Origin of the sequence: Propylenella binzhouense (assembly GCF_009866965.1) — a bacterium.
Classification (GTDB): Bacteria; Pseudomonadota; Alphaproteobacteria; order Rhizobiales; family Afifellaceae; genus Propylenella; species Propylenella binzhouense.
Window position 1 is genome coordinate 1 of record NZ_SPKJ01000046.1, and the last position, 20,977, is coordinate 20,977.

At 68.2% G+C, this 20,977-nt stretch carries 25 protein-coding genes; 21 read left to right on the forward strand and 4 right to left on the reverse strand.

Annotated features, from left to right (window positions below; genetic code table 11):
- The first annotated feature begins 472 nt into the window (after positions 1 to 472).
- On the forward strand, positions 473 to 1,351 hold the full coding sequence (gene dapA / locus E4O86_RS13370) for a 4-hydroxy-tetrahydrodipicolinate synthase (protein ID WP_161141049.1): 879 nt from the start codon (positions 473 to 475) through the stop codon (positions 1,349 to 1,351).
- A gap of 4 nt (positions 1,352 to 1,355) precedes the next feature.
- Entirely contained in the window at positions 1,356 to 1,829 is a 474-nt protein-coding gene (gene smpB, locus E4O86_RS13375; protein ID WP_161141050.1) for an SsrA-binding protein SmpB, read from the forward strand.
- A 17-nt stretch (positions 1,830 to 1,846) separates the two neighbouring features.
- On the opposite strand, the gene E4O86_RS13380 is transcribed toward smpB, so the two are convergent.
- Positions 1,847 to 2,494 (reverse strand): uracil-DNA glycosylase family protein, encoded by a 648-nt coding sequence (locus tag E4O86_RS13380; RefSeq protein ID WP_161141051.1) that lies wholly within the window; start codon positions 2,492 to 2,494, stop codon positions 1,847 to 1,849.
- Positions 2,491 to 3,096, reverse strand: coding sequence for a LabA-like NYN domain-containing protein (locus E4O86_RS13385; protein ID WP_161141052.1), 606 nt, complete (start codon positions 3,094 to 3,096; stop codon positions 2,491 to 2,493). Before E4O86_RS13385 ends, E4O86_RS13380 begins: the two co-directional genes overlap by 4 nt.
- Before the next feature lie 174 nt (positions 3,097 to 3,270).
- On the opposite strand from E4O86_RS13385, the gene rpoZ reads away from it, so the two are divergent.
- The 12 genes from rpoZ to gatA all read left to right on the forward strand — a co-directional run bounded on the left by rpoZ (position 3,271) and on the right by gatA (position 13,732).
- Positions 3,271 to 3,642: a DNA-directed RNA polymerase subunit omega gene (rpoZ, locus tag E4O86_RS13390; protein WP_161141053.1), complete on the forward strand. Its 372-nt coding sequence runs from the start codon at positions 3,271 to 3,273 to the stop codon at positions 3,640 to 3,642.
- A 150-nt stretch (positions 3,643 to 3,792) separates the two neighbouring features.
- Positions 3,793 to 5,997 (forward strand): RelA/SpoT family protein, encoded by a 2,205-nt coding sequence (locus E4O86_RS13395; RefSeq protein ID WP_161141054.1) that lies wholly within the window; start codon positions 3,793 to 3,795, stop codon positions 5,995 to 5,997.
- Between the two features lie 61 nt (positions 5,998 to 6,058).
- Positions 6,059 to 6,682: a DUF2062 domain-containing protein gene (locus tag E4O86_RS13400; protein ID WP_161141055.1), complete on the forward strand. Its 624-nt coding sequence runs from the start codon at positions 6,059 to 6,061 to the stop codon at positions 6,680 to 6,682.
- On the forward strand, positions 6,651 to 7,409 hold the full coding sequence (locus E4O86_RS13405) for a pyridoxine 5'-phosphate synthase (protein ID WP_161141056.1): 759 nt from the start codon (positions 6,651 to 6,653) through the stop codon (positions 7,407 to 7,409). The genes E4O86_RS13400 and E4O86_RS13405 overlap by 32 nt, the downstream gene beginning before the upstream one ends.
- On the forward strand, positions 7,406 to 7,822 hold the full coding sequence (gene acpS / locus E4O86_RS13410) for a holo-ACP synthase (protein ID WP_161141057.1): 417 nt from the start codon (positions 7,406 to 7,408) through the stop codon (positions 7,820 to 7,822). Before E4O86_RS13405 ends, acpS begins: the two co-directional genes overlap by 4 nt.
- A gap of 73 nt (positions 7,823 to 7,895) precedes the next feature.
- On the forward strand, positions 7,896 to 8,660 hold the full coding sequence (gene lepB / locus E4O86_RS13415) for a signal peptidase I (protein WP_161141058.1): 765 nt from the start codon (positions 7,896 to 7,898) through the stop codon (positions 8,658 to 8,660).
- Entirely contained in the window at positions 8,657 to 9,361 is a 705-nt protein-coding gene (gene rnc, locus E4O86_RS13420; RefSeq protein WP_161141059.1) for a ribonuclease III, read from the forward strand. Before lepB ends, rnc begins: the two co-directional genes overlap by 4 nt.
- The gene (era, locus tag E4O86_RS13425; protein ID WP_161141060.1) at positions 9,346 to 10,281 is read left to right on the forward strand and encodes a GTPase Era; all 936 of its coding nucleotides are present in this window, start codon (positions 9,346 to 9,348) and stop codon (positions 10,279 to 10,281) included. The genes rnc and era overlap by 16 nt, the downstream gene beginning before the upstream one ends.
- A gap of 31 nt (positions 10,282 to 10,312) precedes the next feature.
- Positions 10,313 to 11,044, forward strand: a complete 732-nt coding sequence (recO, locus tag E4O86_RS13430; RefSeq protein WP_161141061.1) for a DNA repair protein RecO — start codon at positions 10,313 to 10,315, stop codon at positions 11,042 to 11,044.
- A 39-nt stretch (positions 11,045 to 11,083) separates the two neighbouring features.
- Positions 11,084 to 11,782, forward strand: a complete 699-nt coding sequence (locus E4O86_RS13435; RefSeq protein WP_161141062.1) for a metal-dependent hydrolase — start codon at positions 11,084 to 11,086, stop codon at positions 11,780 to 11,782.
- A 69-nt stretch (positions 11,783 to 11,851) separates the two neighbouring features.
- Positions 11,852 to 12,139, forward strand: coding sequence for an Asp-tRNA(Asn)/Glu-tRNA(Gln) amidotransferase subunit GatC (gene gatC, locus E4O86_RS13440; protein WP_161141063.1), 288 nt, complete (start codon positions 11,852 to 11,854; stop codon positions 12,137 to 12,139).
- A 114-nt stretch (positions 12,140 to 12,253) separates the two neighbouring features.
- A complete protein-coding gene (gatA, locus tag E4O86_RS13445) occupies positions 12,254 to 13,732 on the forward strand; it encodes an Asp-tRNA(Asn)/Glu-tRNA(Gln) amidotransferase subunit GatA (protein ID WP_161141064.1) in 1,479 nt (492 codons plus the stop codon).
- Positions 13,733 to 13,744: 12 nt separating this feature from the next.
- Here gatA and E4O86_RS13450 read toward each other — a convergent pair whose 3' ends face one another.
- A complete protein-coding gene (locus E4O86_RS13450) occupies positions 13,745 to 14,128 on the reverse strand; it encodes a DUF488 domain-containing protein (protein ID WP_161141065.1) in 384 nt (127 codons plus the stop codon).
- A gap of 285 nt (positions 14,129 to 14,413) precedes the next feature.
- On the opposite strand from E4O86_RS13450, the gene E4O86_RS13455 reads away from it, so the two are divergent.
- From E4O86_RS13455 to E4O86_RS13465, 3 genes are all read left to right on the forward strand, one after another.
- On the forward strand, positions 14,414 to 14,749 hold the full coding sequence (locus tag E4O86_RS13455) for a GNAT family N-acetyltransferase (RefSeq protein ID WP_161141066.1): 336 nt from the start codon (positions 14,414 to 14,416) through the stop codon (positions 14,747 to 14,749).
- Between the two features lie 143 nt (positions 14,750 to 14,892).
- Positions 14,893 to 15,819, forward strand: coding sequence for an ABC transporter ATP-binding protein (locus E4O86_RS13460; protein WP_161141067.1), 927 nt, complete (start codon positions 14,893 to 14,895; stop codon positions 15,817 to 15,819).
- A complete protein-coding gene (locus tag E4O86_RS13465) occupies positions 15,816 to 16,577 on the forward strand; it encodes an ABC transporter permease (protein ID WP_161141068.1) in 762 nt (253 codons plus the stop codon). The genes E4O86_RS13460 and E4O86_RS13465 overlap by 4 nt, the downstream gene beginning before the upstream one ends.
- Positions 16,578 to 16,608: 31 nt before the next feature.
- Here the strand turns inward: E4O86_RS13465 and E4O86_RS23805 are convergent, their stop codons facing one another.
- Positions 16,609 to 16,740, reverse strand: a complete 132-nt coding sequence (locus E4O86_RS23805) for a hypothetical protein (RefSeq protein WP_281351610.1) — start codon at positions 16,738 to 16,740, stop codon at positions 16,609 to 16,611.
- Positions 16,741 to 16,896: 156 nt separating this feature from the next.
- Between E4O86_RS23805 and E4O86_RS13470 the strand changes: the two genes are divergently transcribed.
- From E4O86_RS13470 to E4O86_RS13485, 4 genes are all read left to right on the forward strand, one after another.
- Positions 16,897 to 17,367 carry an NUDIX domain-containing protein gene (locus E4O86_RS13470; protein ID WP_161141069.1) on the forward strand — a complete coding sequence of 157 codons (471 nt, stop codon included), beginning with the start codon at positions 16,897 to 16,899 and terminating at the stop codon, positions 17,365 to 17,367.
- A 54-nt stretch (positions 17,368 to 17,421) separates the two neighbouring features.
- Positions 17,422 to 18,378 (forward strand): hydroxymethylglutaryl-CoA lyase, encoded by a 957-nt coding sequence (locus E4O86_RS13475; protein WP_161141070.1) that lies wholly within the window; start codon positions 17,422 to 17,424, stop codon positions 18,376 to 18,378.
- Positions 18,379 to 18,415: 37 nt separating this feature from the next.
- Positions 18,416 to 19,228: a DUF72 domain-containing protein gene (locus E4O86_RS13480; protein WP_161141071.1), complete on the forward strand. Its 813-nt coding sequence runs from the start codon at positions 18,416 to 18,418 to the stop codon at positions 19,226 to 19,228.
- Positions 19,229 to 19,398: 170 nt separating this feature from the next.
- Complete coding sequence (locus E4O86_RS13485) at positions 19,399 to 20,904, forward strand: catalase (protein WP_161141072.1); 1,506 nt, start codon at positions 19,399 to 19,401, stop codon at positions 20,902 to 20,904.
- Positions 20,905 to 20,977 lie beyond the last annotated feature (73 nt).

A 20,977-nucleotide genomic window follows, 5' to 3' on the forward strand; every position in this document is an offset into this window, starting at 1 on the left:
CTGGCAAGGACCGCGGTCCGGGCGGCCGCGACGGCACCGGCCCGGAGGGGCCCGAGGCTCGCCGGCCTCGGCCGGGGCAGCGCCGCGGCGACGGCGACCGCAGGCTTTCGCTTCGGGGCCGACGCCCGCTTTCCGGTTCGGGCCGTCTTCTGCGTCCGCTTGGCAGAATTGGCGACGCGCTGGGTCTTCTTGGCGGCGCTCTTCGCGGCCGCCTCGACCGAAGAAAAGCTCGGCGCGACGGCAGGAACCGCCAACAATGCGGCGCAGCCGAGGCCGAGCGCCAGCAAAGCTGAACGGAACGCCGATCCGCGCCGACGATAGAACAATTCCCCTTCCACCATTACTTCGAAGGACCACGGACTTGTGTCGGGATCATGGCATGATCCGGCGAGGTTCGGAAGCGCGCTTGCCCTCGGGCGGGCGGGTCACTATCGTCCGGCGCCAAACGGCAGATCCGGCAGTCGAGGAAACGATGTTCAGGGGGTCGATACCGGCGCTCGTGACGCCCATGCGCGACGGCGAAGTGGATGAGGCGGCTTTTCGCGCCTTCGTCGAATGGCAGATCGGCGAGGGCAGCAGCGGCCTGGTCCCGGTCGGAACGACGGGCGAATCACCGACGCTTTCGCATGCGGAGCATCGGCGCGTGGTCGAGATCTGCATCGAGGCGGCGAACGGCCGCGTGCCGGTCATCGCCGGCGCGGGCTCGAACAACACGCGCGAGGCGGTCGAGCTTGCCCGGCACGCCGAGCAGGCGGGCGCCGACGCGGTGCTCGTCGTCACGCCCTATTACAACAAGCCGAGCCAGCAGGGCCTCTACCTCCACTTCAAGACGGTGGCCGACGCCATCTCGATCCCGCTCGTCATCTACAACATCCCGCCGCGTTCGATCGTGGACATGTCGGTGGAGACGATGACGCGCCTCTTCGAGGACTGCGAGAACATCATCGGCGTGAAGGACGCCACGGCGAACCTCGCCCGGGCCAGCCTGCAGCGCCAGGCGATGGGGCCGGACTTCCTCCAGCTCTCCGGCGAGGACGCCACTGCGCTCGGCTTCATGGCGCATGGCGGGCACGGCTGCATCTCGGTGACGGCGAACGTCGCGCCGCGGCTCTGCGCGGAGTTCCAGGACGCCTGCCGCGCCAAGGACTTCGCCACCGCGCTCGACTATCAGGACCGGCTGATGCCGCTCCACCGTGCGCTCTTCCTCGAGCCGAGCCCCGCGCCGACCAAGTATGCGCTCGCCCGGCTCGGCCACATGAGCGAGGAGGTCCGCTCGCCGATCGTTCCGGTCACCCCGGCGACGCGCTCCGAGGTGGATGCCGCGCTCCGGCATGCGGGGCTCCTGAACTGACCTGATGGCAAAGAAAGCGAGCACCCAGCACGGCGTCGTCGCCGACAACCGCAGGGCGAGGTTCAACTACGAAATCGGCGAGACCTTCGAGGCCGGCATCGCGCTCGCCGGCACGGAGGTGAAGAGCCTCCGCCAGTCCAAGGCGAACATCGCCGAATCCTATGTGAGCCCGGAAGGCGGCGAGGTCTGGCTGATCAACTCCTACATTCCGGAGTATCAGCAGGCGAGCTTCTTCAATCACGAGCCGCGCCGGCCCCGCAAGCTGCTGCTCCACAAGCGGGAGGTGAACCGCCTGTTCGGCGCGGTGAACCGGGAAGGCATGACGATCGTCCCGCTGCGGATGTACTTCAACGACCGCGGCCGCGCCAAGGTCGAGATCGCGCTCGCCAAGGGCAAGAAGGTCCACGACAAGCGCGAGACGGAGAAGCAGCGCGACTGGGCGCGGGAGAAGGGACGCCTGCTGCGCGAGAAGGGCTGAGCCTGGCGGCCGGCGCCTCAGCCGAGATCGGACCGGATCCGGGCGATCACGCTCTCGAACATTTCGGGCGTCAGCACGCCCGTGTTCGTGTTGAGCCGCGAGCAATGATAGCTGTCGTAGAGGCGCAGCCCCGCCGGGCCGGCATGCACGGCGCCATGGGCGAACGGGACGTCCCTGAGGCGCAGGCCGAGCGCGCGCGCGACGCTCTCATGCGCGATCCGGCCGAGGGCGAGAACGGCGCGCAACCCCGCCCGCCCGGCGAGCGTCGCATCCAGGAACCGGCGGCAGGCGCCGATTTCGGCCGGGGTGGGCTTGTTGCCCGGCGGCACGCATCTGACCGCATTCGTCACCGCGGCGTCGGTGAGGACGAGGCCGTCATCCACGCGGGCCTCGAAGCGCCCGCTCGCGAAGCCATAGGCGAGGAGCGTCCGGTAGAGCAGCTCGCCGGCATAATCACCGGTGAAGGGACGGCCGGTCCGGTTGGCCCCGCGCAGGCCGGGCGCCAGGCCGACCACGAGGAGCCGGGCGCCGTCCGCGCCGAAGGTCGGGACGGGCGCATTGTGCCAGGCCGGCTCCCGTTCCCGCCACTCCTCCCGGAACGCCACCAGCCGGGGGCAGAGCGGGCAGTCCCGCGGCGGCTCGGAAGCCTTTGCGGCCGCGCTCACAGGTCCTCGTACTCGTCGTCATATTCGTCGTTCTGCGGCGGCGCATAATCGCGCGGGGGCCGCTGCGGCCGCTGGGCGGGATCGCGGCCGACCGCATCCGCCATCGTCGCGAGCTCGAGGAAATGGTCGGCCTGGCGGCGCAGGTCGTCCGAAATCATCGGCGGCTGCGTCTTCATCGTGGAGGCGACGGTCACCTTCTTGCCGCGGCGCTGCAGCGCCTCGACCAGGTAGCGGAAGTCGCCGTCGCCGGAGAAGAGGACGATGTGATCGACGTGCTCCGCCGTCTCCATCGCGTCGACGGTGAGCTCGATATCCATGTTGCCCTTCACCTTGCGCCGGCCCTGGGCGTCGGTGAACTCCTTCAGCGGCTTCGTGACGATCCGATAGCCGTTATAGTCGAGCCAGTCGATCAGCGGCCGGATCGAGGAATATTCCTGGTCTTCGGCGAGGGCCGTATAGTAACTCGCCCGCACCAGATAGCCCTTCTCCCTGAAATCCGACAGCAGGCGCCGGTAGTCGATATCGAAGCCGAGCGAGCGGGAGGTGGCGTAGAGATTTGCGCCGTCGATGAAGAGGGCGATCTTTTCGCGCGGGTCGAACATTGCGGTCTCCGGGGCGGAATTATGAATGGCGGGGCGGGCCCCTGAATGGGCACCTTCGATAAGCCTTTGCCGCATCACGTCAAGGCGGCCGGCTTCTATGCCCACAACCGTTCTTGAAACGCTGGACGGGATTGCCTACACAGGTGTCCAATTCCCGACATAGGAGGCACATCCATGGCGCGCGTCACCGTGGAGGATTGCGTCGACAAGGTTCCGAACCGTTTCGAACTCGTTCTGCTGGCCGCCCACCGCGCCCGCATGATCGCGAACGGATCGCAGCTCACCGTCGACCGCGACAACGACAAGAATCCGGTGGTTGCCCTGCGCGAGATCGCGGAGCGGACCGTCTCACCGGAGGATCTCGACGAGGATCTCATCCATTCGCTGCAGAAATATGTCGAGGTCGACGAACCGGAGCAGCCGGCCGCGCCGATCGAGGTCGCCGGCGGCATCGAGGACAGCGACATCGCGTTCGACCGGATGTCGGAGGAGGATCTCCTGCGCGGGCTGGAGAGCCTCGATCCGCCGGAGCGCCGCGAGGACTGATCGTCGCGTTCCTGCTTCTGGAAAAGGCGCAGCGCGGGCTGCGCCTTTTTTGTCCCTCGATGTTGAAGCGGAAGGGCCGAGGGCCTCTTATATTGGGGAAAGACCCTCGATCGATCCCCGAGCCAGCGATACCCGACGGAACCAGCGGCGATGATGCGCCAGTACGAACTCGTTGAACGGGTCGCCGCCTACAATCCGCAGGTGAACGAGGATCTCCTCAACCGCGCCTACGTCTACGCCATGCAGAAGCACGGCACCCAGAAGCGCGCGTCGGGCGACCCCTATTTCTCGCATCCGCTCGAAGTCGCCGCCATCCTGACGGACCTGAAGCTCGACGATGCCTCGGTCGTCGTGGCGCTCCTCCACGACACGATCGAGGACACCACGGCGACCCAGGAGGAGATCGCGAACCTCTTCGGGCCGCAGATCGCGACGCTGGTGGAGGGGCTCACCAAGATCCAGCGGCTCGACCTCGTCTCGCGCGAGGCCCAGCAGGCGGAAAACCTCCGCAAGCTCCTCCTCGCCGTGGCGGACGACATCCGGGTGCTGCTCGTCAAGCTCGCGGACCGGCTCCACAACATGCGCACCATCCAGTACGTCCGGGAGGACAAGCGGGCGCGCATCGCAGAGGAGACGATGGAGATCTATGCGCCGCTCGCGGGGCGCATGGGCATGCAGTCGATGCGCGAGGAACTCGAGGATCTCGCGTTCCGGATCCTCAATCCCGAGGCCTATGCCACGATCTCGAACAAGCTGCAGGGCCTGCGCGAGCGTACCGGCGGCACGGTCGAGATGATCACCGCGGATCTCGAGGACCGGCTGCGGAAGAGCGGCATCCAGGCGGCCATCAAGTCGCGCCAGAAGCGACCCTATTCGATCTTCGCCAAGATGCAGCGGAAGTCCGTCGGCTTCGAGCAGCTCTCCGATATCTTCGGCTTCCGCGTTCTCGTCGACAGCACCGAGGATTGCTACCGCGCGCTCGGCATCGTCCACACGTCGTTCCGGATGGTGCCCGGACGGTTCAAGGACTACATCTCCACGCCGAAGCAGAACGAGTACCGCTCGCTCCACACGACCATCATCGGTCCCAAGCAGCAGCGCGTCGAACTGCAGATCCGGACCGTCGAAATGGACCGGATCGCCGAGTACGGCATTGCGGCGCACCCGCTCTACAAGGAGGGGATCGCCGGCGACCGGGACCGCCTGATGGCCGAGAGCCGCGCCTATGCCTGGCTCCGGCAGACGGTCGAGCAGATCGCCCATGGCGACGCGCCCGAGGAGTTCCTGGAGCACACCAAGCTCGAGCTCTTCCAGGACCAGGTGTTCTGCTTCACCCCGAAGGGGCGGCTGATCGCGCTGCCGCGGGGCGCGACGCCGATCGACTTCGCCTACGCCGTTCACACCGATGTCGGCGATACCTGCGTCGGCGCCAAGGTGAACGGGCAGCTCGCGCCGCTGGTGCAGCCGCTCCAGAACGGGGACGAGGTCGAGATCATCCGCTCGGAGGCGCAGCGGCCGCCGCCGGCCTGGGGCTCGATCGTGGCGACGGGCAAGGCGCGGGCGGCCATCCGGCGCGCCACCCGGGCCCACGTGCGGCGCCAATATGCCGGGCTCGGCCGTCACACCCTGGAACGCGCCTTCGAGAAGGCGGGGAAGACCTATTCGGAATCGGGCTTCCGCAACGTGCTCCACCGCCTCGGCCACGGCGACCTGGAGGATGCGCTCGCCGCCGTCGGGCGGGGCGACCTGAAGCCCGCGATCGTCCTGCGCGCCATCTATCCCGATTATCGCGAGGACCGCATCCCGCCCGGCCTCGCGCCTTCCGAGGAGGGCTGGCTCGCCTCCAATCGCGGCCTCAAGTTCCGCCTGCCGGCCGACTACGAGATGAACGGCGCCTCCAGCCGTTCGCTGCCGATCCGCGGCCTCGACAAGGACGCGCCGGTCCGGTTCGCGCCGGAGGGCGGCGCGGTCCCAGGCGACCGGATCGTGGGCATCCTGGTGCCCGGCGAAGGCATCACCATCTATCCGATCCAGTCGCCGCAGCTCAGCCAGTTCGACGACGAGCCGGAGCGCTGGGTCGACGTGCGCTGGGATGTGGCGGAGGATTCGAGCGAGCGCTTCCCCGCCCGGGTGCGCGTGACCGCGCTCAACGAGCCCGGCACGCTCGCCGCCATCGCCGAGGTGGTCGGCGTGGCCGACGGCAATATCGACAATCTGCGCATGCTGAAGCGCGACCGGGACTTCACCGAGATGGAGATCGATCTGGAGGTGTGGAACCTCAAGCATCTCAACAGGATCATGAGCGACTTGCGCGCGAAGAGCGTGGTGAGCAGTGTCACGCGGGTCAACGGCTGAAGCGGGACGGCATACCGTGCCGTCCGCACCGTGCGCAGGCGAGGGAGCGTAGTCCGGTCCGATGCTCTTCAAGCGGCGGCACAGGCAGAGTTTCCGGCAGCGGGTCAGGGTCTGGCTCTGGCCGCGCGTCAGCTGGCGCCGCTCGGCCGCCTATCACGCCAAGCGCGTGCTCCGGCTCTCGGCGACGCCCTACTCGATCGCGATGGGCTGTGCCGTCGGCGCTTTCGTCTCCTGCACGCCCTTCATCGGCATGCACTTCCTCATCACCTTCCTGATCGCCTGGCCGCTCCGCGGCAACCTCATCGCCGGCGCGATCGGCACCAGCATCGGGAATCCCGTCACCTTCCCGTTCATCTGGGTCGGCACCTACAAGATCGGCCACCTGCTCCTTCACGGCCACGACCGGGATGCCCCCGCGCGTCTCGGCCAGGACCTCCTCACGAAGTCGTTCGACCAGCTCGTGCCGATCCTGAAGCCGATGGCGATCGGGTCGGTCCCGCTCGGGCTTGCGATCGCGGTGGTGACCTATTTCCTGACCTATTACCTGGTCGCCACATATCAGGCCGGGCGCCGCGAGCGATTCGCGGCCCGCCGGCTGCCTCCCCTCAAGCATGAGACGGCGGACGATCCGTCCGCTCAGGAGAGCCTCTCCTATGGCCACACAAGCTCTGCGCCTCGGCGTTAACATCGATCACGTGGCGACGGTGCGGAACGCCCGCGGCGGCCGGCATCCGGATCCGGTCCGGGCCGCGCATCTCGCCGAGGCCGCCGGCGCCGACGGCATCACGGCGCATCTGCGCGAGGACCGCCGCCATATCCGCGACAGCGACATCGAACGCCTGATGGGCGAGATCGCGCTTCCGCTCAATCTTGAGATGGCGGCGACGGAGGAGATGCTCGCGATCGCACTCCGCCACCGGCCGCACGCGGCCTGCATCGTTCCCGAGCGGCGCGAGGAGCGTACGACGGAAGGCGGCCTCGACGCCGCGGGCGCCCGATCCCATCTGGAGCCGATGGTGCGGAAGCTGACCGAGGCCGGCATCCGGGTGTCGCTCTTCGTCGAGCCGGACCCGGCGCAGCTCGATGCGGCGGTCGCGATGGGCGCGCCCGTCGTCGAGCTGCATACCGGGCGCTATTGCGAGCTGTGGGAGGCGGGCCAGGCCGGCTCGGAGCTCGCGCGCCTTGCCGCCGCTGCCCGCCACGCCAGCGGCATCGGCCTCGAGGTTCATGCCGGACACGGGCTCGGCTTCGACAACGTGAAGCCGGTCGCCGCGATTCCCGAGATCGTCGAGCTCAATATCGGCCATTTCCTGATCGGCGAGGCGATCTTCGTGGGGCTCGAGGCGAGCGTGCGGGCGATGCGGCGGCAGATGGAGGAGGCCCGGGCGCCGAGCGCGGAGGCAGTGTCGTGATCGTCGGAATGGGCAGCGACCTCATCGACATCCGCCGCGTCGAAACGACGCTGGAGCGCTACGGCGAGCGCTTCGTCCAGCGCGTCTTCACCGATATCGAGCAGCGCAAATCGGACCGGCGGCGCGAGCGGGCGGCCTCCTACGCCAAGCGCTTCGCCGCCAAGGAGGCATGCGCGAAGGCGCTCGGCACCGGGCTCAGGAACGGCGTGTTCTGGCGCGACATGGGGGTGGTCAACCTGCCTTCCGGAAAGCCGACAATGCTCCTGACCGGGGGTGCGGCGCGCCGGCTCGCGGCGATCGTCCCGAGCGGCCACGACCCGGCAATCCATCTCACGATCACCGACGATTGGCCGCTCGCCCAGGCCTTCGTCATCATCGAGGCGTTGCCGCAGGCCGCAAAGCCGCCCCAATGATCGCCTCAAAGCGCGCATTGCGGCCGTGCGCCTTGGTCGCTAAACCCTTCCACCGAACGATCAGGATGGAGCCATGAGCGTGGCCGAACGTAGCGCCGATGAAAAGGCGAAAGAGCATGGCGGCATTGGCGAGACCATCAAAGTCATCATCCAGGCGCTCCTGATCGCGCTCGTCTTCCGGACGTTCCTCTATCATCCGTTCAATATTCCGTCGGGATCGATGATGCCGACCCTGCTGATCGGCGATTATTTGTTCGTCTCGAAGTTCAGCTACGGCTATAGCCGCTATTCCTTCCCGATCGACCTCTCCTTCATCCACGGGCGCATCCTGGGCTCCAAGCCCGAGCGCGGCGACATCGCCGTGTTCCGGCTGCCGCGCGATCCCGAGACCGATTACATCAAGCGCGTGATCGGGCTTCCCGGCGACAAGATCCAGATGAAGAACGGCGTCCTCTTCATCAACGGCGAGCCGGTCAAGCGCGAGCGGATCGACGACTATCTCGGGGAGACCCCGTTCGGCGAGCAGGTCCGGATCCGCCAGTACCGCGAGACGCTCCCCAGCGGGGTGAGCTACGTCACGCTCGACATGACGGAGACGGGCGAGAAGGACAACACCGAGGTCTACGAGGTTCCGCCGGACCATTATTTCATGATGGGCGACAACCGCGACAATTCGACCGACAGCCGCTTCCTGCAGTTCGTCGGCTACGTGCCGGCCGAAAATCTCGTTGGCCGGGCCGAGATCATCTTCTTCTCCGTCGACGAGGGTGCGCCGGTCTGGGCGATCTGGAAATGGCCAGAGACGCTGCGCCTGAACAGGTTCTTCGAGCTGCTATGAGGCGGCATGCCAGCCTGGCGGAGCTCGAGGAGCGGATCGGGTACAGGTTCAGGGATGCCGAACTGCTGCAGCGCGCGCTCACCCATGCGAGCGCGGTGGCGAACGGCGTAGAGCACCAGCCGCTCGACACCTATCAGCGCCTCGAATTCCTGGGCGACCGGGTGCTCGGCCTTGTCATCGCCGACATGCTGGACGCACATTACGAGACGGCGCCAGAGGGCGAGCTCTCGCGGCGGCTCGCCAAGCTGGTGAGCGGCGAGACCTGCGCCAAGGTCGCGAGGGAGATGGACCTGCCCGCACATCTGCGGATCGGCGGCAGCGTGAAGGGCGCGAGCCGCGCCACCGCCGGCGTGCTCGCAGATGTCTGCGAGGCCGTGATCGGCGCGGCCTATCGGGACGGCGGTCTCGACGCGGCGCGCGGGGTGGTGGAGCGGTTCTGGCGCACGCGGCTCGAGACGATGAGCGGCCCGCTCCGCGACGCCAAGACCGAGCTGCAGGAATGGTCGCACCGGCACGGCTACGGCACCCCGGTCTACGAGGAGATCAGCCGGTCCGGGCCGGACCACGCGCCGCGATTCGAGGTCGAGGTCCGGGTCGACGGCGTCGAGAGCGCCCGCGGCCAGGGGCGCGCCAAGCGGGAGGCGGAGCACGAGGCCGCCTCCGAGCTCCTGATGCGGGAGGGCGTATGGAGCCGGGAGTGAAAGAAGGCGGTTCCGGAGCGGCGGCGACGCGGGCGGGCTTCGTCGCGCTGATCGGCGCGCCGAATGCCGGCAAGTCCACGCTCCTCAATGCGCTGGTCGGCTCCAAGGTGTCGATCGTCACCCACAAGGTGCAGACGACGCGCGCCCTCATCCGCGGCATCGCCATACACGGGCAGTCGCAGATCGTGTTCGTCGACACGCCGGGCATCTTCCAGCCGAGGCGCCGGCTCGACCGCGCCATGGTGACGACGGCCTGGGGCGGCGCGGCGGAGGCCGATCTGGTCGCCCTTCTCGTCGATGCGCGCAAGGGCCTCGCTGAAGAGGCCGCCGCGATCCTGGAGAAGCTCGGCGCGGAATTTCCCGCCGGCCGGCCGAAGGTCCTCGTCCTCAACAAGATCGACGTGGTGAAGCGCGACCTCCTCCTCGCGCTCGCGGCCGAGGCGAACGAGGCGGTCGCGTTCGACCGCACCTTCATGGTTTCGGCGCTCACCGGCGACGGCGTGCCGGACCTCCTCGATTATTTCGCCGCGGCCATGCCGCCCGGACCCTGGCTCTATCCCGAGGACCAGATGTCGGACCTGCCGATGCGCGCGCTCGCCGCGGAGATCACGCGCGAGAAGCTGATGACGCGGCTCCACGAGGAGCTGCCCTACGAATCCACCGTCGAGACGGAAGCCTGGACCGAGACGCCGAAGGGCGTGCGCATCGACCAGGTCGTCTATGTCGCGCGCGAGAGCCAGCGCAAGATCGTGCTCGGCAAGGGCGGGCAGACGATCAAGGCGATCTCGATGGCGGCGCGCCGCGATCTCGCCGAGATGCTCGGCAGGCCGGTCCACCTCTTCCTCTTCGTGAAGGTGCGCGAGAACTGGTCCGACGATCCCGAGCGCTATCGCGAGATGGGACTCGATTTCCCGCGCTGAGAGGGAAGGGGACGCGGGCAGGAGCCGAGCCATGGAATGGAGCGAGGAGGCGATCGCGGTCGGCACACGCCGTCTCGGCGAGAGCTCCGTCATCCTGGAGGTGATGACGCGGAGCCGCGGGCGCTGCCTGGGCCTCGTTCGCGGCGGCCGCTCCAAGGCGCTGCGGCACGTGCTCCAGCCGGGCAACAGCCTGTCCGTGACCTGGCGGGCCCGTCTCGACGAGCATCTCGGGAGCTTCCGCGTCGAGCCTCTCGGCGAACGCGCCGCCGCGATCATGGAATCGAGCGTCGCGACGTTCGGCCTGCAGCTTCTCGCCGAGCATCTCCGGCTGCTGCCCGAGCGCGATCCCCATCCCCAGCTCTACGACGTGCTCGCGGTGCTCCTCGACAATCTCGGGGATCCGGCGGTCGCGGGCGCGCTCATCGCCCGCTTCGAGCTCCTGCTCCTCGACGAGCTCGGCTTCGGGCTCGACCTCACCGCCTGCGCCGCGACCGGGACGACCGAAGACCTCGCCTTCGTCTCGCCGAAAAGCGGCCGCGCCGTGTCCCGGGAGGCCGCGCAGCCCTATCGCGACCGGCTTCTGCCGCTGCCGGCCTTCCTGCATCGCTCCGGCGCGACCTTCGACGGCGCCGACCTCGCCGGCGCCTTCGCCCTGACCGGCTATTTCCTGCAGCGCCATGTCTGGGAGGCGCGCGGCAGAACCGCGCCGGAGGTGCGCCACGCTTTCCTGCGGGCCGTGCACGACCGGGCGATCGCGGCCTGACCGGCGGATGCGCCACCGAAACTCAGCAAGGAGGAGAGAATGAAGATCACCTGGTTCGGCCATTCCGCATTCCGCGTCGAGATCGCGGACGCCGTCATCCTGATCGATCCGTTCCTGTCCGGAAATCCGACCTTCGAGGGCGACCTGACCGACGCTTCGCTCGGCTGCACGCACGTGCTCCTCACCCACGGCCACGACGACCATGTGGGCGACGCCGCGATGATCTGCGATTCGACCGGCGCCCAGCTCGTCGGATCGTTCGAGGTCTGCATGTGGCTGAGCGGGCAGGGCGCCGCGAACATCAATCCCGGCAATCACGGCGGCACGGTCGATTGCGGGCCGTTCACGGTCTCCCTGGTGAACGCGCTCCATTCCTCCTCGACCATCAAGGACGGACGCCCGGTCTATCTCGGCAACCCGCTCGGGCTGGTCGTGAAGGCGCCCGGGGAGCCGGTGCTCTACCACATGGGCGATACCGAGATCTTCGGCGACATGGCGCTCATCGACGAGATCCATCGGCCGGAGATCGGGATCGTGCCGATCGGCGACCGCTTCACCATGGGCGCGAGGACGGCGGCGATGGCCTGCCGCCGCTACTTCCATTTCCGGCACGTGATCCCGGCCCATTACGCGACCTTCCCGCTCCTCGACCAGAGCGCGGAGGCCTTCGTGCGCGAGATGGGCGAGGACGGCGCGAAGGTGCTCGTGCCGGAACGCGGCAGACCCATCACGCTCTGAGCCGCCGGCGTTGTCTCGCGCGTCCCGCCGTTCTATAGCCGGTCGCATCCGTTCCAGCCGGGATTGCCCGTGTCCGTCGATATCGCCACCGTCAAGCGCGTCGCCCATCTCGCCCGCATCCGCGTCACCGAGGAGGAGGCCGCGGCGCTGCAGGGCGAGCTCAACGCCATCCTCGGCTTCGTGGAACAGCTGAACGAGGTGGACGTCGCCGGCGTGGAGCCGATGACGTCCGTCATCCCGATGGCCGTGAAGCGGCGCGAGGACGTCGTCGACGACGGCGGCATCGCCGCCGACATCGTCCGCAACGCGCCGCTCACGGACGAGAACTACTTCCTCGTCCCGAAGGTCGTGGAGTAGGCGTGATCCTCCGGCCGCGGCCGGGATCCCGCGCGGCGATGCGGTGCGGGACCTCCGGATCGGCGCCATTCCGTCTCCTGCGAGACGCATCTTGAAGAAGCACGTACAGGCCGCATGAGCGAACTCACCGCCCTCACGATCGCCGGCATCCGCGAAGGGCTGCGCCGGAAGGACTTCTCGGCCGTCGAGCTGACGGAGGCCTATCTCGCGGCGATCGAGCGCTTCAACCAGGCGTTCAACGCCTATGTCGCAGTGACGCCCGAGCGGGCCCTGGAGATGGCCGGGGAATCCGACCGGCGCATCGCGGAAGGCGAAGCGCGCGCGCTCGAGGGCGTGCCGCTCGGGATCAAGGACCTCTTCTGCACGAAGGGAATCCACAGCCAGGCCGCGAGCCACGTCCTGGACGGCTTCAAGCCGCCCTACGAATCGACCGTCACCGCCAATCTCTGGCGCGACGGCGGCGTCATGCTCGGCAAGCTCAACATGGACGAGTTCGCGATGGGCTCGTCCAACGAGACCAGCTATTACGGCCCCGTCGTGAACCCGTGGCGCCGGCGCGGCGGCAACGCGCAGCTGGTGCCCGGCGGCTCTTCCGGCGGCTCGGCCGCGGCGGTCGCGGCGCATCTCTGCGCCGGCGCGACGGCGACCGACACCGGCGGCTCGATCCGCCAGCCCGCCGCCTTCACCGGCACGGTCGGCATCAAGCCGACCTACGGGCGCTGCTCGCGCCGGGGCATCGTCGCCTTCGCCTCCTCGCTCGACCAGGCCGGGCCGATCGCCCGCACCGTGCGGGACGCGGCGATCATGCTCCGCACGATGGCCTCCGTGGACCCGAAGGACACGACGTCGGCGGACGTCGAGGTGCCGGACTACGAGGCCGCGATCGGCGAGAGCGTGAAGGGCCTCCGGATCGGGATCCCCAGGGAATACCGGGTCGACGGCATGCCGGAGGAGATCGAGAAGCTGTGGCAGGCCGGCATGGACTGGTACCGCGCCGCCGGTGCCGAGCTCGTCGAGATCTCGCTGCCGCATACGAAATACGCGCTGCCGGCCTATTACATCGTCGCGCCGGCCGAGGCCTCGTCCAACCTCGCGCGCTATGACGGGGTGCGCTACGGGCTCCGCGTGCCGGGCGACGATATCGTCGACATGTACGAGAAGACCCGGGCGGCGGGCTTCGGCCGCGAGGTGAAGCGGCGCGTGCTGATCGGCACCTACGTTCTTTCAGCCGGCTATTACGACGCCTATTATCTCCGGGCGCAGAAGGTCCGCACCCTCATCAAGCGCGACTTCGAGGAGGCGTTCCAGGCCGGGATCGACGCGATCCTCACGCCGGCAACGCCATCCTCCGCGTTCGGGATCGGCGAGAAGGCGGGAGGCGACCCCGTCGAGATGTACCTGAACGACATCTTCACGGTGACCGTGAACATGGCCGGCCTGCCGGGGATCGCCGTGCCGGCGGGTCTCGACCCGGCGGGCCTGCCGCTCGGGCTGCAGCTCATCGGCCGGCCCTTCGACGAGGCGACGCTCTTCCGCGCAGCGCAGGTGATCGAGGATTCCGCCGGCAGCTTCACGCCGGAAGCCTGGTGGTGAGCGCGGCCTCGATTAGGCGCCGGCCGGACCGCGGCCCCGCAGCCTTTCCTCCAGCACCGCCTTCAGCACCGTGGCGTTGTTGCGCGCCTCGTTCTTCGAGGCGAAGAGCAGCGTGACCGGGCCTTCGCGGGTAAGCGCCGCGAGCCGGTCGAGTTCGCCCTCGCGCCCGGCGAGCTCGGCCCGGTAGAGCGCGCGGAACGCCTCCCAGTCCTCCGGCCGGCCGTGATAGCGCCGCCGCAGATCCGCGCTCGGCGCGAGGTCCTTCGCCCATTCGTCGACCGCCGCCTCGGCCTTCGTCATCCCGCGCGGCCAGAGCCTGTCGACGAGCACGCGCCGGCCGTCCGAAGGATCGGGCGGTTCATAGATCCGCTTCAGGCCGATCCGGCTCTCTGGCATCTTCCCTCCCTCGCATCCCGCGCCTTCTCCGGCCGGCAGCGGCATTCCGGCCAGAAGCGCCGGCATCAGGCGCCGAGTCCGCCATTGTAGCCGATTTCCACCGACCGAACGCCTGGAAGCCGGCGGCTTATGGTAAGGCCGGTCTCGATCGTATAGCCTTCCGCGCGCGGCGCAGGATGCGGCTGCGGCTGCGACCGCCGGAGCCCGCCGATCGCCGCGCGACGAAGGAGGACGGTGCCATGATACTCGGCCTTTCGATCGCCCCGGCTGCGACGGGCTGACGCCATGGGCGAGTCCGCACCCGAAGTCCGCGACAATGCCGCCGCCCACCGGCTCGAGGTGGAGATCGACGGCAAGCTCGCCATCGTCGACTACAACCTGATCTCCGGCGGCATCGTGGTCGCCCATACCGAGGTACCGCCGCCGCTCGAGGGGCGCGGCATCGCGAGCGCGATGTACCGGGCGCTGATCGCACGGGCGCGGGAGGAGGGGCGGCGCGTCATCCCGGTCTGCCCCGTCTTCGCACTCTACCTGAAGCGGCATGCGGAAGCGCAGGACGTGCTCGATCCGGGCTACCGGCGCTCGCTCGGCCTGCCGCCCCTCGAGCCTCCCGCCTCCTGAAGCGGCCAGCCGGGCAGGGTGCCCGGCTGCACGTCCGCGTGTGGCCAAACCGGCCCGGTCCGCGTAGAAGGGCCCGTCCTGTCGTTTCGACTCGGCAAAGCCGGGGTCGACCCGCACCGGGACCAATCACGCCGGAAGCGCCCATGCCGCCGATCATCCAAGTCTCCGGGCTGTCCAAGACCTACGCGACGGGCTTCCGCGCGCTGAAGACGATCGACCTCGAGATCATGCGGGGCGAGATCTTTGCGCTGCTCGGGCCGAACGGCGCGGGCAAGACCACGCTCATCAGCATCATCTGCGGTCTGGTGAACCCGACCGCCGGGCACGTCGCGGTGGACGGGCACGACATCGTCGCGGACTACAGGGCCGCGCGCTCGCTGATCGGCCTGGTGCCGCAGGAGCTGACGACCGACGCCTTCGAGACGGTGTTCGCGACCGCGAGCTTCAGCCGCGGGCTGTTCGGAAAGCCGGCCGATCCGGCGCATGTGGAGAAGGTGCTCCGCGCGCTCTCGCTCTGGGAGAAGCGGAACTCCAAGATCATCACGCTTTCCGGCGGCATGAAGCGGCGCGTCCTCATCGCCAAGGCGCTTGCGCACGAACCGTCGATCCTCTTCCTCGACGAGCCGACCGCGGGCGTCGACGTCGAGCTCCGCCGCGACATGTGGGCGCTCGTGCGCGAATTGCGGGCGACCGGCGTGACCGTCATCCTCACCACGCACTACATCGAGGAGGCCGAGGAGATGGCCGACCGCGTGGGCGTGATCAGCCACGGCGAGCTGATCCTCGTCGAGCAGAAGGCAGAGCTGATGCGCAAGCTCGGGCGCAAGCAGCTCATCCTGCAACTCCAGGCGCCGCTGCCGGCAATTCCGGAGTCGCTTTCGGCCTACGAGCTCACGCTGGCCGCAGACGGCAACGAGCTCGTCTACACCTACGACACGCAGGCCGAGCGGACCGGCATCACGATGCTGCTGCGCGCCCTCTCGGAGGCCGGCATCCGCTTCCGCGACCTCCGCACCCGGGAAAGCTCGCTCGAGGAGATCTTCGTCAGCCTCGTGAGGGAGAGCGCATGAACCTCTACGCGATCAGGGCGATCTACGGCTTCGAGATGGCGCGGACCTTCCGCACGCTGCTCCAGAGCGTCGTCTCGCCGGTCATCTCGACCTCGCTCTATTTCGTCGTCTTCGGCTCCGCGATCGGCTCGCGCATCGCGGAGGTCGACGGCGTGAGTTACGGCGCCTTCATCGTGCCGGGGCTCATCATGCTGTCGCTCCTGACGCAGAGCATTTCGAACGCCTCGTTCGGCATCTATTTCCCGAAATTCACGGGAACGATCTACGAGGTGCTCTCGGCACCCGTGTCGTACTGGGAGATCGTGGTCGGCTATGTCGGCGCGGCGGCGACCAAGTCCATGATGCTCGGGCTCATCATCCTGGCGACCGCGAGCCTCTTCGTGCCGCTCAGGATCGAGCACCCGGTCTGGATGTTCGGCTTTCTCGTGCTGACGGCCGCCACCTTCAGCCTGTTCGGATTCATCATCGGGATCTGGGCGGACGGCTTCGAGAAGCTGCAGCTGGTGCCGCTCCTGATCGTGACGCCGCTCACCTTTCTCGGCGGCAGCTTCTATTCGATCGACATGCTGCCGCCGCTCTGGCGGACGCTCACCTTCTTCAATCCCGTCGTCTATCTCGTCAGCGGCTTCCGCTGGAGCTTCTACGGGAGCTCGGATGTCGGAATAGAAGTGAGCCTCGCAATGACGCTCGTCTTCCTGGCGGTCTGCCTGGCGCTGGTGGCCTGGATCTTCCGGACCGGCTACCGGCTGAAAAGCTGAGGGCCCGCATGGGGCCCCGCGAGCCGGTCCGTCAGCCTCGCCTGCGGTGCCGCGCGAGGACCTTCACGGGGACGGGACGGGGAGCCGCGATGCTCGCGACCCCGGCGAGCACGAACCCTGCCGCGGCGGCGAGAAATGCGATCAAGGCCAGCTCGGACATCATGTCCCCCTCCCGTCATGCGGGCCGTTCGGGTGTCTCCGGCCTCGTCTGCGGCCGCCGGGCACCCGCCCGCGATGACTTCATCAGTCCTCAGAAAGATGAAGCTCACATTGCGCTGGATCAAGCGGCGGCGCGCGAATTTTCGCCGGGGGTGGTGCGGTGCCGAAGCTGAGCGCCGGCATTCTGATGTACCGGCCTGCGGAGAGCGGCCTCGAGGCGCTCCTCGTCCATCCCGGCGGGCCGTTCTGGAAGAGCCGCGACCTCGGCGCCTGGTCTATTCCGAAAGGGGAGATCGAGCCGGACGAGGATCCCGAGCAGGCCGCCCGGCGCGAGTTCCGCGAAGAGCTCGGGATCGCGCCTGACGGGCCGCTCCGGCCGCTCGGGCGCGTCCGGCAGAAGGGCGGCAAGGTCGTGGCGGCGTTCGCGGTCCTGGGTGATCTCGACGCCGGTTCGGTGGCGAGCAATCTCTGCACGGTGGAATGGCCGCCCCGGAGCGGGCGGACCGTGGTCTTTCCCGAGATCGATCGCGCCGCGTGGTTTCCTTTGCCGGTCGCCCGCGAGAAGATATTGGAGGGACAGCGGCCGCTCATCGATCGCCTCGAGGAGATGGTCGCAAGCGCGCCGGATTGACCGCATCCGGCTCGGAAGGCCGCGCCAGGCGGCCGGCAATGGAGGAGGCATCGGATGTCCGGACTGCCGAAGCACGTCGAGATCAACGAGGAGGGGCCGCGCGAGGGCTTCCAGATCGAGAAGGCGCCGATCCCGACGGCGCACAAGATCGAGCTCATCGACGCCCTTTCCGAAACGGGCGTCAGGCACATCCAGGTCGCCTCCTTCGTGAGCCCGAAGCACGTGCCCGGCTGGGCCGATGCCGACGCCGTGGTCGAAGGCTTCCGCAAGCGCGAAGGCGTCGACTACACGGCGCTCTGGCTGAACGCGAAGGGCTTCGAGCGCGCGCTCGCCCACCGCGACAGGCTCGCCATCACGGGCTCGATCCGCATCTGCGCCTCCGAGCCGTTCCTGATGCGCAACCAGCGCATCGACTTCGCGACCAACATCGCCAACGAGCATGCCCAGATGGAAGTCTACAAGGCCGCCGGGATCCCGGTGACCGCGATCGGCGTGATGGCGGCCTTCGGCTGCAACTTCCAGGGCGACATCCCGACCGCGCGGGTCCTCGAGGCGATCGGCCAGGCGCTCGAGATCGCCGCGGCGCACGATCTGAAGCCGCGCGAGGTGCGGCTCGCCGACACCATGGCCTGGGCGACGCCCGTGCATATCCGGCGGACGGTCGGGGCCGTGCAGGACGCCTATCCGGAGCTCGACATCGTCCTCCATCTCCACGATACGCGCGGCATGGCGGTGGCGAACGCCTTTGCCGGCCTCGAGATGGGCGTCGCGCGCTACGATTCCGCGGTCGCGGGGCTCGGCGGCTGCCCCTTCGCGGGCCATGCCGGTGCGGCCGGCAACATCTGCACGGAGGATCTCGTCTTCCTGTGCGAGGAGATGGGGATCGAGACCGGCATCGATCTCGACCGGCTGATCGAGGTGGGGAACCTCGCCGAGCGCATCTTCGGCCGGCAGCTGCCGGGATCGGTGATGCACGGCGGCACCCTCCGCCGCTTCCGCGCCGCCGCATAAGCGGCGGCCGAGGGGTCCTGGCCTGGGGATGGGCAGCATGGCGAACGGGGACGAGGCGAGGATCCGCGTCGGGATCGGCGGCTGGAACTTCGGACCATGGCGCGGCACCTTCTATCCGAAGGGGCTCCCGGCCAGGCGCGAGCTCGAATTCGCGAGCCGCAATCTCACCTCCATCGAGGTGAACGGGACCTTTTATCGCTCGCAGGCGCCGGAGACCTTCGCGAAATGGCGCGAGGAGACGCCGGACGATTTCGTGTTCGCGCTGAAGGGTCCCCGCTATGCCACCAACCGGCGGAACCTCGCGGAGGCGGGCGAGTCGATCGAGCGGTTCTGCTCCGGCGGGCCCCTCGCCCTCGGCGAGAAGCTCGGACCGATCAACTGGCAGCTGATGCCGGCCAAGGCCTTCGACCGGGGCGAGATCGAGGCTTTCCTGAAGCTCCTGCCGAAAAGCGTGGAGGGGCGCCCCATGCGCCACGCCATCGAGGTGCGGCACGAAAGCTTTCGCACGCCGGACTTCGTGGCGCTCGCGCGCGAATACGGGGTCGCGATCGTCCTTGCCGGCGACTGTGACTATCCGCAGATCGGGGATCTGACCGCGGGATTCGTCTATGCCCGCATCATGGGTACCTGCGCCGAGGAGCCGGCCGGCTACGGCGCCGAGGCGCTCGACGGATGGGCGGAGCGCGCGCGGCTTTGGGCCGCAGGCGGCGCCCCGGAGGATATCGCGACGGTCGAGACCGAGCGCCGCTGCGGGCCGGCACGCGACGTCTTCCTCTATGTCATCAGCGGGGAGAAGGCGAAAAATCCCTCCGCGGCCATGGCCTTGCGCGAGCGGCTGGAGCGAGGCTAGGCGAACCGCTGCCGCCTGTCCGCGGCCGGCTACCGGGCTCGATAGGGAAATCCGAAGAGTCTGGCTTTCTGCGATAGGCTAAAGCTATCGGTGTGAGCGGCACATCCTATTTGCGTCCGCCGGCATCCGGCGCTACCAGCATAGAACCATTCCAAAGAAGGGGAAGTTCCATGGCCGAACGTCCGACATTGACGACGAGCGCCGGCGCACCCGTTGCCGACAACCAGAATGCGCTCACCGCCGGCCCGCGTGGGCCGATCCTGCTGCAGGACTATCAGCTCATCGAGAAGCTGACCCACCAGAACCGGGAGCGCATCCCGGAGCGGCCGGTCCACGCCAAGGGCTGGGGCGCCTATGGAACGCTCACCGTCACCGGCGACATCTCGAAGTACACCAAGGCGAAGGTGCTGCAGCCCGGCGCCAAGACGCCGATGATCGCGCGCTTCTCCACGGTTGCGGGCGAGCTCGGCGCCGCGGACGCGGAGCGCGACGTGCGCGGCTTCGCGCTGAAGTTCTACACCGAGGAGGGCAACTGGGACCTCGTCGGCAACAACACGCCGGTCTTCTTCGTCCGCGATCCCTACAAGTTCCCCGACTTCATCCATACGCAGAAGCGGCATCCGCGCACCAACCTGCGCTCGCCGACGGCGATGTGGGACTTCTGGTCGCTGTCGCCGGAGAGCCTGCACCAGGTGACGATCCTCTTCTCGGATCGCGGCCTGCCGCAGACGGTCCGCCACATGAACGGCTACGGCTCGCACACCTTCTCGTTCATCAATGCGCAGAACGAGCGGTTCTGGGTCAAATTCCACTTCAAGACGCTGCAGGGCCACAAGCACTGGACCAATGCAGAAGCGGCCGAAGTGGTCGGCCGGACCCGCGAGTCGACCCAGGAGGACCTCTTCAACGCGATCGAGAAGGGCGACTTCCCGCGCTGGAAGATGCAGGTCCAGATCATGCCCGAGCTCGATGCGGACAGGACGCCGTACAACCCGTTCGACCTCACCAAGGTGTGGCCGCATGCGGACTATCCGCCGATCGATGTCGGTATCCTGGAGCTCAACCGGAACCCGGACAATTATTTCGCGGAGATCGAGCAGCTCGCCTTCGCACCGTCCAACATCGTGCCGGGGATCGGCTTCTCGCCGGACAAGATGCTGCAGGGGCGCATCTTCTCCTATGCCGACGCGCACCGCTACCGGCTCGGCACGCATTACGAGGCGCTCCCGGTTAACGCGCCGCGCTGCCCCGTCCATCACTACCACAAGGACGGGCCGATGCGTTTCTTCGCGAACAATCCGGACCCGGACGCCTATTACGAGCCGAACTCCTTCAACGGACCGGCCCAGAAGCCCGAGGTGGCGGAGCCGCCGCTCAGGATCTCCGGCGATGCGGCGCGCTACGACCATCGCGAGGGCAATGACGATTACAGCCAGCCGCGCGCGCTGTTCATGCTCTTCGACGAGGGTCAGCGCCGGCGCCTGTTCCTGAACCTCGCGGAGGCGATGTTCGGGGTGCCGGACTTCATCGTGGAGCGCCAGCTCGGCCATTTCGAGAAGGTGCATCCGGACTATGCCGAGGGCATCCGCAAGGAACTCGCCAGGATGACCGAGGCGAAGGCGGCCGAGTGGTCGCACCGCCAGGAGATGGGCGAGGCGCCGCAGGCCGCGGAATAGCCGGCCGCCGGAGGGGGATCACGAGGGCCCGCGGAGCGATCCGCGGGCCCTTTTCTCTTGCCGCGCGCGAGGG